Below are 13,075 nucleotides of genomic sequence, written 5' to 3' on the forward strand. Positions count from 1 at the left end.
CGGACGGGATGTTCTCCTGCGCTCTTCCGGTCGAAGAGAATCTGTTTCCGGAGCTGTCCGAGTCGGTTCGCTGGGAGGATACGGGAAAGGGGCGGAAGGGTGCCGTTCTCACGAAGACGGACGACGCCGGCGGCATTCCTCTCGTGCGCACCACGACGCAATACCGCACCCCCACGCAGCGTTTCCGGCCCGTGCACGAGCGACTGGCCGAGCAGATCCAGCGCGTCGCGGAGATCCCGGTCGGCTTCAACAACGCTCTCATCGAGCGCTACACGAACGCCTACACCACCATGGGCAGCCATTCCGATCAGGCCCTCGACCTGGCCGACGACTCGTACATCGCCGTCTTCAGCTGCTATCGGAATTCCGAATCCGGCCCGCCGAGAAGGCTGATCGTCGAAGCGAAACAGGCCGAGGGTGAAAGGTTCGAGGTCCCGCTCGACCACCACGGAATCGTCGTTTTCTCCGTCGCGTCGAACCGGCTTCTCAAGCACAAGATCGTGCTGGACGCGCCGGGCGGCAGAGCCGCGGACAACGAGTGGCTGGGGGTGACGTTCCGTTCGTCGAAAACCCTTGTCTCCTTCCACGCCGGCCGGCCGTATCTGCCCCAGGGCGCACCGCTCACCTCGGCCGACGACGAGCAACGACGCGATTTCTACCGCATGCGGCGCCGTGAGAACACAGAAACGGATTTCGTCTATCCCCCGGTGACGTACACCGTGAGTGAGAGCGACTTGATGCCGCCCGACTGAGCCACAGTGGTGACGTGGAGCGGCATGGAGGAAACGAGAGGGAAGGGCCCGAGGTGCACGAGACACTGGCAGAACTGCGAGCTGCCATCCATACGTTGCTGAAGGTGCTGGATCCCGAGCAGGTGCGCGCATTGCGGGCGGCGCCGAGCCGACTCGACGCGCCGGAGTTGCGGGAGTGGACGTATCTGCCCGGCTCGCGGCCCGGGTTGTCCACCGAAGGACTCGACGGAGTGCAACGCGAGGCGGCCGACGCGGTGCTGGCCGCCGCGCACAGTGCGCGGGGCGCGGAGCTCGCGCTCGGTGCGATCGAGGTGGAGCGCCACCGCCGCGAGTCGGTCGGCGCGCCGGGCCCCGACCGGTACTGGCTGCGTCTCCTGGGTGATCCGGACGGCGACGGTCCCTGGGGCTGGCGGATGAACGGCCACCACCTCGCCGTCCATGTGCTGGTCGCGGCGGGCGAGTTGCGGGTGACGCCGCACTTCATCGGTTCCGAGCCCGCACGGATCACCACAGGACCGCAAGCAGGCCGACGCCTGCTGGGCCCGGAAGAGGATCTGGCCCGCGAGCTCGTCACCGGCCTGGACCGCGCCCGACGCACCGCGGCGGTCTTCGCGGCCGAGCCGCCGGACGACGTCCTCACCCGCGCCGACCCGTTCGCCGACCCCGGCCTGCTGCCCTCCGGCCTGTCCTACGGCGCCATGACAGACCCCCAGCGGCAGCTCGTCGAACGCCTCGTGCGCCGCTACCTCGACCGGGCTCCCGCCGCCTACGCACAGGCCTGCTGGTCCGAGCTGGAAGCGCGGGGCCTGGACACGCTCTCCTTCGCCTGGGCCGGAGCCACCGCGCCCGGAGACCGGCACTACTACTGCGTACAGTCGCCCGATTTCCTCATCGAGTACGACAACACCCAGGACGACGGCAACCACGCGCACTCCGTGTGGCGGCATCTGCGCCACGACTGGGGCATCGATCTCCTGCGCGCGCACTACACGGACCAGCACACCGCACCGGACCCTGGCGCTGAGCTGGACGAGTGATGCCACCAACGAGAGTGCAAGGCCTGCGGGTTCGGCGCGGCTAGCCTCGGTCCATGGATACCGCCCCCACTCGTTTCACCGTTCTGCTCAAGCCCCAGCTGACGGACGGCCACGACCATGTCGACCACGGTGGTGTGCTCCGCTCGGCCACCGTAGAAGCCACCGGCACGACCGGGGCCAGCGGCTACCCCCGCTACGCCGGCGAGGGCATCGAGGCGGACATCGACCCGCAGACCCGCACCGTCGAGGCGATCACGGTCGACGGCGACGAGCTGCCGTACGGCTGGGTCGCGGAGATCGGCTGACCGGGGAGCGGGGGTGGCCGAACTGGTCGCGTGGCAGCGCGTCGAGGTGGACGTCGACTTCTTCGGATTCTGCCTGCAGGACGCCGATGACACCGCCGTCCCGGTGCCGTATCCGGAGGGCCGTAACCCCGCCGGGTTCCTGACGGCGTACGAAGGGCGGCTCGACGTGGAGAGCGCCGGGCACACGCACACCGCATCCATGGACGTGGAGATCTGGGACGCGTCGGCCCCTCCCGCGCAGGAGCGGGAGGCCTGGGAGGAGCAGGCCGAAGCCGAACTGGCCTGCGCGAGCGGGGAAGTGGCGCTCTGGGCCACGGTGGCGGGCCCGATGCCCGGGTACATCCACCTCGCCGACCACGCGGGACGCTGGGGAGTGCGGCTGTACTGCACGGGCCGCGCGGCCGTACGCCCCCTTGCCGAACAGGGTGTGCCCAAAGGCATCGAGCGGTATCTCGCCCAGTTCTGGCCTCTGAACGCCTAGTCACTCCTGCGGATCCGTATCGGCCCATGTGACGCTGCCGCCGAGACGGCGCGGGCCAGTTCGCGGTCGATGGCCTCGGCCTGCTGCCGTCCGCACTCCACCCGGGCCTCGCCGTAGGCACGCTGTTCGGCCAGGGCCAGGCGCAGATGGGTCGGCGGGTGGGTGTCGTCCTGGTAGTGCCACTGCAACTGACTGAGGCGAAGCAGCCGTTCGCGCTCGTGGTGCGGCAGATCGAGGGCCGCGCGGGCCGCGTCCCGCCAGGGCCCTCGGCGCCAGTCGACCAGGCCGTCCACGAGGAGCGCGTCGAGCGCTTTCACGGCGCGGTCGGCATGCAGCAGACGCTCGGCAAGTCCGTACGCGGCCTCACTGGAGGCGACGCGGGCGGCGAGCTCGTCGGCCAGGAACTCCGCGCGGGTCGCACCGCGCAGACTGAGCCGGTCGAGGAGCCGCAGCAGGCCGTCGGCCGCGTACCACGGCCAGCGCAGCACGCCGTGGCCGAACCAGTACCGCAGCCGTCCGCCGCGCCACCGGCCCGGGTCGAGCCAGTGCCGCCACCAGGCCAGGGTGCCGAGCGCGTTGCCGACGACCAGGCCGTGCCGGGTGTCGCCGTTCGTGAAGTGACCGAGCTCGTGCCCGAGCAGGGCGACCCGCTGCTGCGGTGTGAGCGTCTCCCAGAGCGTGAGACCGATGCACAGCACCCGCTGGCGGGGGCGGCGCGAGGTCACGTACGCGTTGAAACCCGGCTCCAGGACGACGAGATCCACACCGCGCGTACCGACCTCCCGCGCCACCTTGTCGAGCAGCGCGAAGAGCCGCGGTGCGGCCTGCCGGTCAAGCGTCGGCAACTGCGGGTGCAGCGGCGGCACCCAGGGGCGCAGCACGGCCGAGAAGAACAGCAGCACGAGACCGAGCGAAAGGCTGAGCGGGTTCAAGCCGCCGGTGACGAGCACCGCCACCCCGCCACCCGCGAGCGCCACGGAGGCGCCGACGACGCCGCAGGACACGGTGTACGCGGCGATCCGTGCGGCCGTCCAGCGCGAGCGGCGGCCGAACTCCCCGTCCCTGACCAGCTCCTGGTAGACCTGCTCGGCCTCCTGACCGGCGACCTCGGCACGCCGCTCGGCGGTGCGGCCGAGGCCGAACACGAACAGCTCGGGCGCCACGTTCCAGTCACAGGCACGGCACCACACCACATGATCGGCATGCACCGGCATACCGGCTCCGCACTGCGGACACGGCTCGATCTCGACGCCCTCGGTCTCCATCCCCACCCCCGCTCTCAAGTCCCCGCACGCAACGACGCGTTCGGGGACCGGAGCGGTTCGCTCCCGTCGCGACGGGTTCGGCCGGCTACTGCGTCAGGGCAGCCATCCACCGATGACGTACCGCTGCATGGCCCGTGGGCTCCGGAACTCCGGTCCTACCCGCCTGCCGAGTAGCAGATGGTGATGGTGATGCCGCCCCGGAGGATGTCGTGGCACTGGGGCGCAGGCTCCACCGGCTCGGGCTGGACCGGCTCGACGGGCTCCACCGGCTCGGGCTCGACGGGTTCCAAAGGCTCCACAGGCTCGGGCTCGACCGCGGGCGGCTCGACCGCCGGCGGCTCGGACGGGGGAGGGTCGCTGGGAACAGGCTGGACAGGGGTCGGGTCAACGGGCGCCGGATCAACAGGCTTCGGGGCCAAGGGAGTTGGTTCGGTCGAGGGCGGATTACCGGGCGCCGAGGTGACGGGCGCTTCGACCGGCTCGGAGGCGGTCGGTGCCGAGGGCGCAGGGGCAGCGGGTTCATCCGCAGGCCGTACGACGGGACCGGGGACCTCGGACGCACCAGCCGCCGGCTCCTGAGGCTCCGCCTGAGCCGGTGCGTCCGGTGCCGACGCGTCACCGGGAGCTGCCTCCGCCGCCTCTTGGGCGGTGGCTTCGGCGGGCGGATTGTCGGCAGGCAGCCCGGGCCGGGTCTGGGGCTCCTGCGCCGGAGAGTCGGGGGACTGCTGCGGCACCTCTGCGGAGGAATGCGCGGTGGCGGGCGGAGGTGTGGCCGGCGGAGGTGCCGAAGGCTTCGGGACGCCGGCCGGCAGCTGCGTCGCGACGCGCTGCGAAGGCACAGGGGCTTCGCTTCCGCCGGTCAGCAGCCCCGCTGCCAGCACCGCTGCCGTCACCGAGACACCGACCGCCGAGACGGCGAGCGCGGGAAGCTTGAGCCCACCGGTGACGGCATGACGTACCGCGTGCAGCGCCCCGCTCTGGGCGCCCGGCACGGAACCGGTCGCGGCTCCCGAGGCGACTGCCCCGGCCCCCGCCGTGAACGGCACCAGGAATTTCGCCCCACCACCGAGCAGCAGCACCAGCAGCGCGGGTCCGACCAGCGCACCCAGCTTGCTGTTGGCCCGGGTGAGCAGCAGGAAGCGGGCCCTGCAGTCCTCGCAGGCGTCCATGTGCTGGTGCAGCTGTTCTGCGTGCCGCGGTGCGGCGGCATCGCGCACGAGTGCGGGAATCCGCTCCCAGTGGGTCTCACAGGCGGAGTCCTGCGGCTCGCCGGGGTGCGCGCGCAGGAATGCCTGCCGCATCCCTTCCCGTGCCCGGTGCAGAAGCACCGCGGTCGCGCCGCTGCCCGCGCCTATTCGGCGGCCGACCGCGTCCAGCGGCTGGTCCTCGGCCTCCGCCAGCCACAGCGCTGTCACCCATCGCTCGGGCAGCTGCCCGAGGACTCGGCTGAGCAGGTCGACATGGGCGACGCGCGCACTCGGATCGGCCGCGGAGCCGGCGAAGGCTGCGGCGGCCGGTTCGCCTCCGGCCGCGTCCGCGGACTCGGGCTCGACAGGTGTCTCGCGGGCGGCGGAGCTACCGACCGTGGTGGCCAGATTGCGCACCGTGCGCGTGAGGTAGGCCGGGATGTTGTCGATGCCGTGCCCTGCCGAGAGGCGCCGCCAGACCCGGAAGTGGGCTTCGGCCACCACGTCCTCGGCGAGCCAGGTGTCGCCGGTCAGTGAGCGCGCGTAGGCGACCAGGTGGGGTTGCTGTTCCTCATAGATGCGCGCGTATGTCGCGACATCCATGACGGCCGGGCCGTCGGTCATGGCAGGACACTCCGGTGCGGGTTGGGAGTTTGTCAGCCTATGTACGAATTGCCCGTCTGGGTTGCGTTAGTGGCGCAGGTCACACGACTCTCGGCGGCAACTCCCGTAATGCGCAGGGTGCCCCGCGAGTCGACAGGGCACAGGAGCGCGGAGATACCGCCTGCCGTGCCGAGCACCAGCCGAAGGAGCCGGACAGATGCCTCTCACGATCGAACAGCGCGCACGGGCCCGACTCGTCACCTCCGCCGACGCGCAGCCTGCTGTCCTGGTGACCCTCCGCTACGACGGCGCCGATCCGCTGGCGGTCCACGTCACCTTCCCGCCCGAGGTGACCCTCGACGGACGTCCTGCGACCTGGACGTTCGCCCGCGACCTCCTCGAGGCCGGCCTGCGCGCCCCCTCGGGCGAAGGCGACGTCCATGTGTGGCCGTGCGGCCGGGCCCAGACGATCCTCGAGTTCCATTCACCCGACGGCGTCGCCCTCGTGCAGATGGACACGACGCTGCTGCGCCGCTTCCTGCTCCGCTCGTACGCGATGACAGCACCCGGCGACGAATCGGCCGCGCTCGACCTCGACCGGGGACTGCGCGCACTGATGCGGGAGGCGTGACAGCCTTCCGCGCCCGATACGGCTGAGCTGCGGTGCCGTGCTGCGAGCGGTCCGCCGCCAGGCTTGGCCGGGCTCCCTGCGGGCCGGATGCGAGGGTCGTTTAGGCTGACGGTCCAGGTGAGCGTCGATCAAGTGATTTCGGGGGCGGGGTGGGATGGGGGAGATCCTGTTCACCGCTGCCGGGCTGTACGTACTGGTGCTGCTGCGCGCCGGCGGCACCTTCGCGCTGGGCCGCCTCGCGGGCGCGGGCGCACGGCGCGGCAGATTCGCCGAACGCCTGTCGACGCCCCGGTTCCAGCGCGTGGAACGGGCGATCCAGCGGTGGGGCGCACCGGTGGTCGCGGTCTCGTTCCTGACGATCGGTTTCCAGACCGCCGCGAACTTCCTCGCGGGCACGCTCCGGATGCCTCTGCGGCGCTACCTTCCCGCACTCTTCCTCGGCGGGGCCGCTTGGGCACTGCTGTACGCGACCGCGGGGATCGGCGCCCTGAAGGTCCTGTCCAAGCTCTTCACCGAGCACACGGCGCTCGGCGTGACCGCCGTGGCCGTGCTGCTCCTGGGCGCGCTCGGCGTGCTCGCGTACCGCAGGCGAAGTGCCGCTGCCGGCGACAGCACCCCGGCGACGGAATCCTGAACTCCCGCCCCGTACCGGCAGATTCTCTGGGGTGACCGCTCGGGGAACAGCCGGCGTGACCGTCCCCCGAACGGATTGTCAGGCGCCGGGTTCCTCCTGGAGCGCCCGCACCTCGATCCTGCTGCGCAGGGCCCGCGAGGCCTGCTTGGCCCACTCGATCGCGACGTCGTCGTTCTCGGCCTCGATGATCCAGAAGCCGCCGAGGTACTCGTCGGCCTTCACGAACGGGCCCGGCGTGAGGACAGGGCTGTCACCGGAGTAATCGACCGTGGTCGCGGTCGACGGCGGCTGCAGACCGCCGGCGGTCACGAACGCGCCCGCCTCCTGAACGGCCGTGTTGAACGCACCGACCGCGGCGATGATCTCCTGCAGCTCCGCGGGGTCCATGTCCTGCATCGTCGGCTCCTCGGCGGAGTCGTGCGGGAGGCTCAGAAAGTACTGCGTCATGGTCGTCTCCTCGTCATTGCGGCCGGCGGCCGCTGTCCCGATGCCCCAAACGCTAGGCGGGCCTCACCGCAGGCGAATCAGTCATCGTGACTGGTGTCCGGCAACCGGCGACCGGCGCCGGCGGCTGACGAGGTGGATGCGCAGGTCACCGTACGAGGGGATGCAAGGGCCACCGGACCAGTGGACCCGCAGGTCACCTGACGAGATCGCCGAGCTCGGCGCGCCCGGTGACGCCCAGTTTCGGGTACGCCTTGTAGAGGTGGTGGCCCACGGTCCGTGGACTGAGGAACAGCTGCGCGGCGATCTCCTTGTTGGTCTGTCCGGCGGCCGCCAGTCGTACGACCTGCAGCTCCTGAGGGGTCAACAGGGTGAGCGGCCCGCTGTGTTGAGGCTCGTCGCCCCGCTCGCCGAAGGCGGCCAGCTCGCCGCGTGCTCGCTCGGCCCACAGCTGCGCACCGAGGCGCTCGAAAGCGGAAGCAGCCGCCGCGAGATGGCCGCGGGCCTCGGCACGGCGGCGACGGCGCCGCAGCCACTCGCCGTACACCAGCTGCGTGCGGGCGCGCTCGTACGGGCCGCCGTTCCGCTCGTGGAGCCGCAGCGCCTCGGCGTACAGCGCATCGGCCTCGCCGTCGCCGGCCAGCAAGGCCCGGCACCGCAGCACGAGCCCGGTGGCGACCGGGCGGTCGACGTGCTCGGCCCAGTGCCCGAAAGCGGCCAGGGGGCCTTGTGCGCGCTCCGGCACGCCGCAGCGCACGGCCGCCTCCACCAGATCCGGCACCGCCCGCACCAGAAGGTCGCGGCTCGCAGGTCCCCGGGACACTTGCTCGAGCCGATCGAGCGCGTCCCCGAACCGCCGGGCGGAGAGGTCGAGCATCCCGAGTCCCCACGCCGCGATCTCGGCATTGACCCGGTGCCGGGCCCGGGCTCGCGGAAGCACCTCCTCGGCCAGCGCACGGCAGCGTGCCTCGTCGCCCGCCACGGCGTGCAGCCACACCTGAACCGACCGGTGGGCAAGGCTCTCGGTCGTGTTCCCGAGTTCGTCGCTCACGGACACGCCTTCCGCCACGCATGCCCGGGCATCCACGAACTCACCGCGCAACAGCCGCGCCACGGCAAGGACGTTCAGCGTGTACGGGACCCACCCCAGCGCACCGCCGGCCCTCACCTCGGCCAGCATGTCCTCGGTTCCGGCGGCGACCGCGTCCTCGTCGGCGATCATGAGCCCGCCGAACGCGGCGGTGATGCGCTGCATCAGGTCGTGCGCACCACCGCGGGTGGCGGTGTGGAGGTCGCGCATCGGGCCGACGGCCGGCTCCGGACGTCCGGCGAAGAGCTCCGCCCACCCGACCAGCGCGGCGACCACGGGTGCCCAGTGCTCCGGCGGGCTGAACCCGCGCATCAGCTCCGCCGCCTGCTGCACGAGGTCGTGTGCCGCTCCGTGCCGGGCGGCGTGCGCGGCCTCGTACAGCGTGAGCGCGGCGCGCTCCGGATCGCTGTCGCGCACCAACGCGGCCGCCTCGAGGGTGAGTTCCGCGTCGGCTCGCGGCGAGGTGCGTTCGTACTCCACGGCGCCCCGGGTGTAGATGGCGTCGGCCCGTACGCCCGTGTCGGTGGTGAGCGCGAGCGCCTCGGCTGCCAGGCGGGCGGCCCGGTCGGCCTTGCCCGCGTCGAACGCGGCCTGGCTGGACCGGGCGATCCGCCGGGCCTTCAGCTCGCGGTCGGCACTGAGCCGGCCGGCACGTTCGTAGGCGGCACACACCGCCATCGCGCCGCCTCGGTGCCAGGCCCGCTCCGCCACACCTTCGAGTTCGGCCGCCACCGCCTCGTCGGGTTGGGTGGTGGCGGCCGCGAGGTGCCAGGCCCGGCGGTCGGCATCGGCGTCCGCGCGCAGCGCCTCGGCGTACGCGCGATGCACCTCGATCCGCTGGTGCAGCGGCGCGTCCTGATAGGCAGCCGCCCGTACGAGCGGGTGGCGGAACGCGATCCGGCTGTCGATCCGGACGAGGCGGTCACGTTCGGCGGGTGCCAGGTCGTCCGCGGCGCCGCCGAGGGTTTCGATCACGTGCAGGATCGTCGCGAGGGGCGCGGCCGTGTCGGCCGCCGCCACCAGGAGCGCGCGCCGGGTGGCTTCGGGAAGCTCCACGATCTGCTGGCGGAATGCCTCCTGCACACGACGGGTCACCGGCAGCGGGCCGACCTGCCCGGCCGGATCGGACTCGTCCACGTCACGGGCCGCGAGCCGTGACGCCCCGAACTCGATGATCGCCAGGGGATTGCCGCCGGACTCCGCGAGCACCCTGGTCCGTGCCCGTACGGGGAGTTCCGGCGCGTGGCCGTCGAGCAGCCGGCCGGCATCGGACGCGGCGAGACCGGACAGATCCACGACCTCCACGCCCGCGACCGCGGACGGCAGTGCTGTGTCACGTACCGCGAACAGCACCGCGACCGGATCGGCCACGAAGCGGCGGGCCGCGAACAACATCGCCTCCGCGGAACCCTGGTCGAGCCACTGCAGGTCGTCGACCACGCACAGCAGCGGGGCATCCTCGGCCAGATCGGCGAGCAGTGACAGCGTGCCGGCGGCAATCAGGAACCGGTTGGCGTCGTCCCCCTCGTCCAGCCCGAAAGCGCGACGCAGCGCCGTCGCCTGAGGAGCGGGAAGGGCATCCAGCCGGTCCAGGTACGGAAACAGGAGCTGGTGCAGACCGCCGTACGCGAGCTCGTAGTCGGACTCGATCCCGGCTCCGCGCACCACCCGCATGCCCTTGGCTTCGGCGAGCGACACGGCATGGTCGAGCAGGACCGACTTCCCGATCCCCGGCGCGCCCCGCAGCCCCAACGCTCCACTGCGTGCGGCACACGCATCCGCCAACAGCCGCTCGACCCGCGCCTGTTCGACCTCTCGCCCCACCAGCAACATGCAGGCACCCTAATCCGCGCGGTGAACCCGATCCACCGCACGGGTGATCACTCGCGCGGCCCGTGCCTCGTGCGCGCGGACCCCGTGTTGGTCTGGTGATCCGGATCAACGGAGGTTCTCATGACCACGATTTCAGCGGTATCCCGCCGCTCCCTGGCGGCTCGCGCGGCCGCGGTGCTCCTGCTGGCAGCGGGCACGATCGTGCCCACCGCGGGCTCGGCCGCCGCGGACTCCGATGCGTGCACCCATCACTGGTCGGGCCCGCAGGTCTGCATCGAGCTGCGGGGTCTCGAGCGGGACGTCTCGGTGACCGCGGTGTGGACGAACCCGCCGAGCGGCATGCGGAAGCGGACGGTGTACCTGTACCACGACGGCGACCGCTACAAGCGGGCTGTGGCCACGCGCAGGAACGGCGAATTGCGCTACACCTGGCCGCGCGAGGACCGAGACCTGGACACGAAGATCTGCGTCAGGTTCGAGGGCTCGCAGCGCATGGCGTGCGAGTACACCCGCTACCTCGGCAACCGTAAGTACATCGGGCGCAACTGACCTCGTACGGCGCCGAGCGCCGCTCGCCCGTCCGCAGCGCGACACGGACGTCCGCCGACCTAGCAGACATCCGTATCGCGCCGCGGACTACGCGGACTCGTCGGCGTGGTCCTGCTGACGCCCAGGCCCTTCGGGGACGACAAGGCCCAGTGTCGGCAGCACATCGTCGAAGAAGGGACGGTCACCGTCGAACGTGGGGTGCAGTTCAGCGAACTCCTCGGCCGTGACCCAGCGGGCTTCGCTCACCTCGTCAGGGTCGAGCGCCAGCGGTGTGTCGTCGAAGGAGGCAGTCCACCAGTGCAGAAGGAAACTGCCATCCTCGGTCGGGCACTCCCAGACCTTGGCCAGCGGGGTGACCTCGAGCCCGACCTCCTCACGCACCTCGCGCACCAAGGCATCGGCCTGGCTTTCGCCGGCCTCGATCGTGCCGCTCAGCGGCGCCCAGTACCCGGCAGCACGCGCCCCAGGGCCTCTGCGGATCACCAGAACCCGCCCCTGCCGCGCAAGGACCGCCACCACGGCTTCTCGCTGTCTCGATCGCTTCACAGCCCGGACCCTATCGGTGTCCGGCCCAACGCCCCGGATACGAGGGCCCGTTGGGCTGTCCCGGCAAGCTTCGGCCGTTGCGCTTCGACTCCGCCGGCAAATCCCTGTTCTCGGCGCGAGGCGGGAAGGTAGCGTGCAGGGCAATGGACGAAGATCAGCGCAGCGCCACCTGGGCCATCTACCTCGCGCTGCATCACCTCGCCGCCGGGACGATCCTGGCGATGCCCCTGGACACGAGGGTGACGCCGGACCGGATGATCGCAGGCGATCTCGACCACGCCCTGAGCATCCTGAACCAGGTCGGCCCCACCGCTGCTGAGATCGCGCCCGAACTCGTCGAGCGCGTCCGCCGGCAGCTGACCGGTTGGGAAACGGCCGGCCCCGATCGGCTGCCCGAGCTGCTCACCGCTCTCGAGGACCTGTCCGAACTGACGGGTTCCAGCCTCCCGTTGCCCCTCCCGCCGGGTCTGATCTGACGGCGCAGGTTTCCTACGCCGAGGTCGCGGTGAGCCACACGCTCCCACAAGCACCTCGGCGCATTGCTGCGTCGGTCGTCAGTCGGTGATGCCCAGGTCCTCACGCATGATCCGCCGCATGGCGGTGAGCGCCGGCTCCGCCGCCTTCAGGTCGATCAGCGCCTGATCCGCGGTCTCGCCCGCCCGGGCGAGGCCACGATCGATGCGCTTGGCCGCGGCGTCCACCGCGGCCAGGACCGTGTTCACCTCGCGCGAGGCGCTGAGCACCGCTTCGGGAACGATCATCTGCGCCTCGGCGTAGCGATCCCGGTAGTCCCGCCGGGCCTGCTCGACCTCGACGCGGTCCTCATCGGAGTAGACGCCGTCTCGAAGGCGATGAAGCGCGTCCTTGAGCATGGTGTGGAAGTGGCGCGAAGCGCGGTTCATGGCGGTGTACGCGGCACGCCGCTCCTCGAGGAACCTTCGGCTGTCCTCGAGCCGGCTCTCCTCGTCTCGCTGACGCTTCGTCGCCCACGTCGAAACGACCGGCGACAGAAGTGTGCCGAGTACACCGACGACGGCGGCGACCATGGCAGCTATCGCGGCACCCATGCGTGCGACTCTAACGGCCGGCGATCGGCCGGGGTGCAAGAACCTCCCCGCTCCGCGCCGGACACGCCTGCCCGGGCCGGCCTCGGACAGGCCGACCCGCAGTACGGCGCGTCGCTCGGGGCGGCAGGGGCATGTGGCCCGGTTGCCGCCCCGGAGCGGTCAAAAGGCGTCGGTCCCGCAGGGAATGCGGCGTCGTCGCGTCCGGCAGCTGCCGATGCGACGACGCGGCGGAGACCGTCGACTACGTCGTAGCCGCCCTCAGTACTGTTCGGTCTCGATGAAACCCGCGTCCGCGTCGTGGTCGGCGCCGAAGGCGTCGGCAGCGGCGGTGGGGTCGAATCCGGGCGGGCTGTCCTTGAGACCCATGCCCATGCCGGCGAGCTTGGCCTTGACCTCGTCGATGGACTTCGCACCGAAGTTACGGACGTCCAGAAGGTCCGCCTCGGAGCGGGCAACGAGCTCACCGACCGTGTGAATGCCCTCACGCTTGAGGCAGTTGTAGGAGCGGACACTGAGGTCGAGCTCCTCGATCGCCAGGGCGAGGTCGGCGGCCAGCGCGGTGTCGACGGGGGAGGGGCCCATGTCGATGCCCTCGGCGTCGATGTTGAGCTCGCGCGCCAGACCGAACAGCTCGACCAGGGTCTTGCCGGC

General features: G+C 71.3%; 15 protein-coding genes. 8 read left to right on the plus strand and 7 right to left on the minus strand.

Annotation, left to right across the window (positions count from 1 at the left end; translation table 11 throughout):
• Positions 1-8: 8 nt before the first annotated feature.
• The 4 genes from H9Y04_RS22000 to H9Y04_RS22015 are packed head-to-tail and all read left to right on the plus strand — an operon-like array spanning position 9 to position 2,575.
• Positions 9-752, plus strand: coding sequence for an alpha-ketoglutarate-dependent dioxygenase AlkB (locus tag H9Y04_RS22000; protein ID WP_187815665.1), 744 nt, complete (start codon positions 9-11; stop codon positions 750-752).
• Positions 753-805: 53 nt separating this feature from the next.
• A complete protein-coding gene (locus H9Y04_RS22005; RefSeq protein WP_187815666.1) occupies positions 806-1,789 on the plus strand; it encodes a DUF3500 domain-containing protein in 984 nt (327 codons plus the stop codon).
• Between the two features lie 53 nt (positions 1,790-1,842).
• The gene (locus H9Y04_RS22010) at positions 1,843-2,094 is read left to right on the plus strand and encodes a hypothetical protein (protein WP_187815667.1); all 252 of its coding nucleotides are present in this window, start codon (positions 1,843-1,845) and stop codon (positions 2,092-2,094) included.
• A gap of 13 nt (positions 2,095-2,107) precedes the next feature.
• On the plus strand, positions 2,108-2,575 hold the full coding sequence (locus H9Y04_RS22015; RefSeq protein ID WP_187815668.1) for a hypothetical protein: 468 nt from the start codon (positions 2,108-2,110) through the stop codon (positions 2,573-2,575).
• On the opposite strand, the gene H9Y04_RS22020 is transcribed toward H9Y04_RS22015, so the two are convergent.
• Both H9Y04_RS22020 and H9Y04_RS22025 read right to left on the minus strand, forming a co-directional pair.
• Positions 2,572-3,840, minus strand: coding sequence for a M48 family metallopeptidase (locus tag H9Y04_RS22020; protein ID WP_187815669.1), 1,269 nt, complete (start codon positions 3,838-3,840; stop codon positions 2,572-2,574). The genes H9Y04_RS22015 and H9Y04_RS22020 overlap by 4 nt on opposite strands.
• 155 nt (positions 3,841-3,995) lie before the next feature.
• Positions 3,996-5,651, minus strand: coding sequence for a sigma factor (locus H9Y04_RS22025; RefSeq protein ID WP_187815670.1), 1,656 nt, complete (start codon positions 5,649-5,651; stop codon positions 3,996-3,998).
• Between the two features lie 196 nt (positions 5,652-5,847).
• Here H9Y04_RS22025 and H9Y04_RS22030 point away from each other — a divergent pair, with 196 nt between their 5' ends.
• Positions 5,848-6,261: an SsgA family sporulation/cell division regulator gene (locus tag H9Y04_RS22030; protein ID WP_187815671.1), complete on the plus strand. Its 414-nt coding sequence runs from the start codon at positions 5,848-5,850 to the stop codon at positions 6,259-6,261.
• Positions 6,262-6,415: 154 nt separating this feature from the next.
• On the plus strand, positions 6,416-6,895 hold the full coding sequence (locus tag H9Y04_RS22035) for a DedA family protein (protein WP_187815672.1): 480 nt from the start codon (positions 6,416-6,418) through the stop codon (positions 6,893-6,895).
• Positions 6,896-6,973: 78 nt separating this feature from the next.
• Here the strand turns inward: H9Y04_RS22035 and H9Y04_RS22040 are convergent, their stop codons facing one another.
• The gene (locus tag H9Y04_RS22040; RefSeq protein ID WP_187815673.1) at positions 6,974-7,342 is read right to left on the minus strand and encodes a YciI family protein; all 369 of its coding nucleotides are present in this window, start codon (positions 7,340-7,342) and stop codon (positions 6,974-6,976) included.
• Positions 7,343-7,535: 193 nt separating this feature from the next.
• Positions 7,536-10,262 carry a helix-turn-helix transcriptional regulator gene (locus H9Y04_RS22045; protein ID WP_187815674.1) on the minus strand — a complete coding sequence of 909 codons (2,727 nt, stop codon included), beginning with the start codon at positions 10,260-10,262 and terminating at the stop codon, positions 7,536-7,538.
• A 120-nt stretch (positions 10,263-10,382) separates the two neighbouring features.
• Here H9Y04_RS22045 and H9Y04_RS22050 point away from each other — a divergent pair, with 120 nt between their 5' ends.
• Positions 10,383-10,811, plus strand: a complete 429-nt coding sequence (locus tag H9Y04_RS22050) for a hypothetical protein (protein WP_187815675.1) — start codon at positions 10,383-10,385, stop codon at positions 10,809-10,811.
• 87 nt (positions 10,812-10,898) lie between these two features.
• Here the strand turns inward: H9Y04_RS22050 and H9Y04_RS22055 are convergent, their stop codons facing one another.
• On the minus strand, positions 10,899-11,357 hold the full coding sequence (locus H9Y04_RS22055; RefSeq protein ID WP_308801062.1) for an NUDIX domain-containing protein: 459 nt from the start codon (positions 11,355-11,357) through the stop codon (positions 10,899-10,901).
• A 143-nt stretch (positions 11,358-11,500) separates the two neighbouring features.
• On the opposite strand from H9Y04_RS22055, the gene H9Y04_RS22060 reads away from it, so the two are divergent.
• Positions 11,501-11,833 carry a hypothetical protein gene (locus H9Y04_RS22060; protein WP_187815676.1) on the plus strand — a complete coding sequence of 111 codons (333 nt, stop codon included), beginning with the start codon at positions 11,501-11,503 and terminating at the stop codon, positions 11,831-11,833.
• Positions 11,834-11,911: 78 nt separating this feature from the next.
• Here the strand turns inward: H9Y04_RS22060 and H9Y04_RS22065 are convergent, their stop codons facing one another.
• Together H9Y04_RS22065 and H9Y04_RS22070 are read right to left on the minus strand one after the other, a co-directional pair.
• Positions 11,912-12,424 carry a hypothetical protein gene (locus tag H9Y04_RS22065; RefSeq protein ID WP_187815677.1) on the minus strand — a complete coding sequence of 171 codons (513 nt, stop codon included), beginning with the start codon at positions 12,422-12,424 and terminating at the stop codon, positions 11,912-11,914.
• A gap of 258 nt (positions 12,425-12,682) precedes the next feature.
• On the minus strand, positions 12,683-13,075 hold a 393-nt coding region (locus H9Y04_RS22070), incomplete at its 5' end, for a DNA-directed RNA polymerase subunit alpha C-terminal domain-containing protein (protein WP_306660159.1).

Source organism: Streptomyces polyasparticus (assembly GCF_014493765.1).
GTDB classification, from domain to species: domain Bacteria; phylum Actinomycetota; class Actinomycetes; order Streptomycetales; family Streptomycetaceae; genus Streptomyces; species Streptomyces polyasparticus.

Bases quoted from the DNA above. Each gene is read 5' to 3' on its own strand.
- H9Y04_RS22000 (WP_187815665.1), top strand. From the start codon at position 9: ATGTTCTCCTGCGCTCTTCCGGTCGAAGAGAATCTGTTTCCGGAGCTG.
- H9Y04_RS22010 (WP_187815667.1), top strand. From the start codon at position 1,843: ATGGATACCGCCCCCACTCGTTTCACCGTTCTGCTCAAGCCCCAGCTG.
- H9Y04_RS22020 (WP_187815669.1), bottom strand. From the start codon at position 3,840: ATGGAGACCGAGGGCGTCGAGATCGAGCCGTGTCCGCAGTGCGGAGCC.
- H9Y04_RS22025 (WP_187815670.1), bottom strand. From the start codon at position 5,651: ATGACCGACGGCCCGGCCGTCATGGATGTCGCGACATACGCGCGCATC.
- H9Y04_RS22030 (WP_187815671.1), top strand. From the start codon at position 5,848: ATGCCTCTCACGATCGAACAGCGCGCACGGGCCCGACTCGTCACCTCC.
- H9Y04_RS22035 (WP_187815672.1), top strand. From the start codon at position 6,416: ATGGGGGAGATCCTGTTCACCGCTGCCGGGCTGTACGTACTGGTGCTG.
- H9Y04_RS22040 (WP_187815673.1), bottom strand. From the start codon at position 7,342: ATGACGCAGTACTTTCTGAGCCTCCCGCACGACTCCGCCGAGGAGCCG.
- H9Y04_RS22045 (WP_187815674.1), bottom strand. From the start codon at position 10,262: ATGTTGCTGGTGGGGCGAGAGGTCGAACAGGCGCGGGTCGAGCGGCTG.
- H9Y04_RS22050 (WP_187815675.1), top strand. From the start codon at position 10,383: ATGACCACGATTTCAGCGGTATCCCGCCGCTCCCTGGCGGCTCGCGCG.
- H9Y04_RS22060 (WP_187815676.1), top strand. From the start codon at position 11,501: ATGGACGAAGATCAGCGCAGCGCCACCTGGGCCATCTACCTCGCGCTG.
- H9Y04_RS22065 (WP_187815677.1), bottom strand. From the start codon at position 12,424: ATGGGTGCCGCGATAGCTGCCATGGTCGCCGCCGTCGTCGGTGTACTC.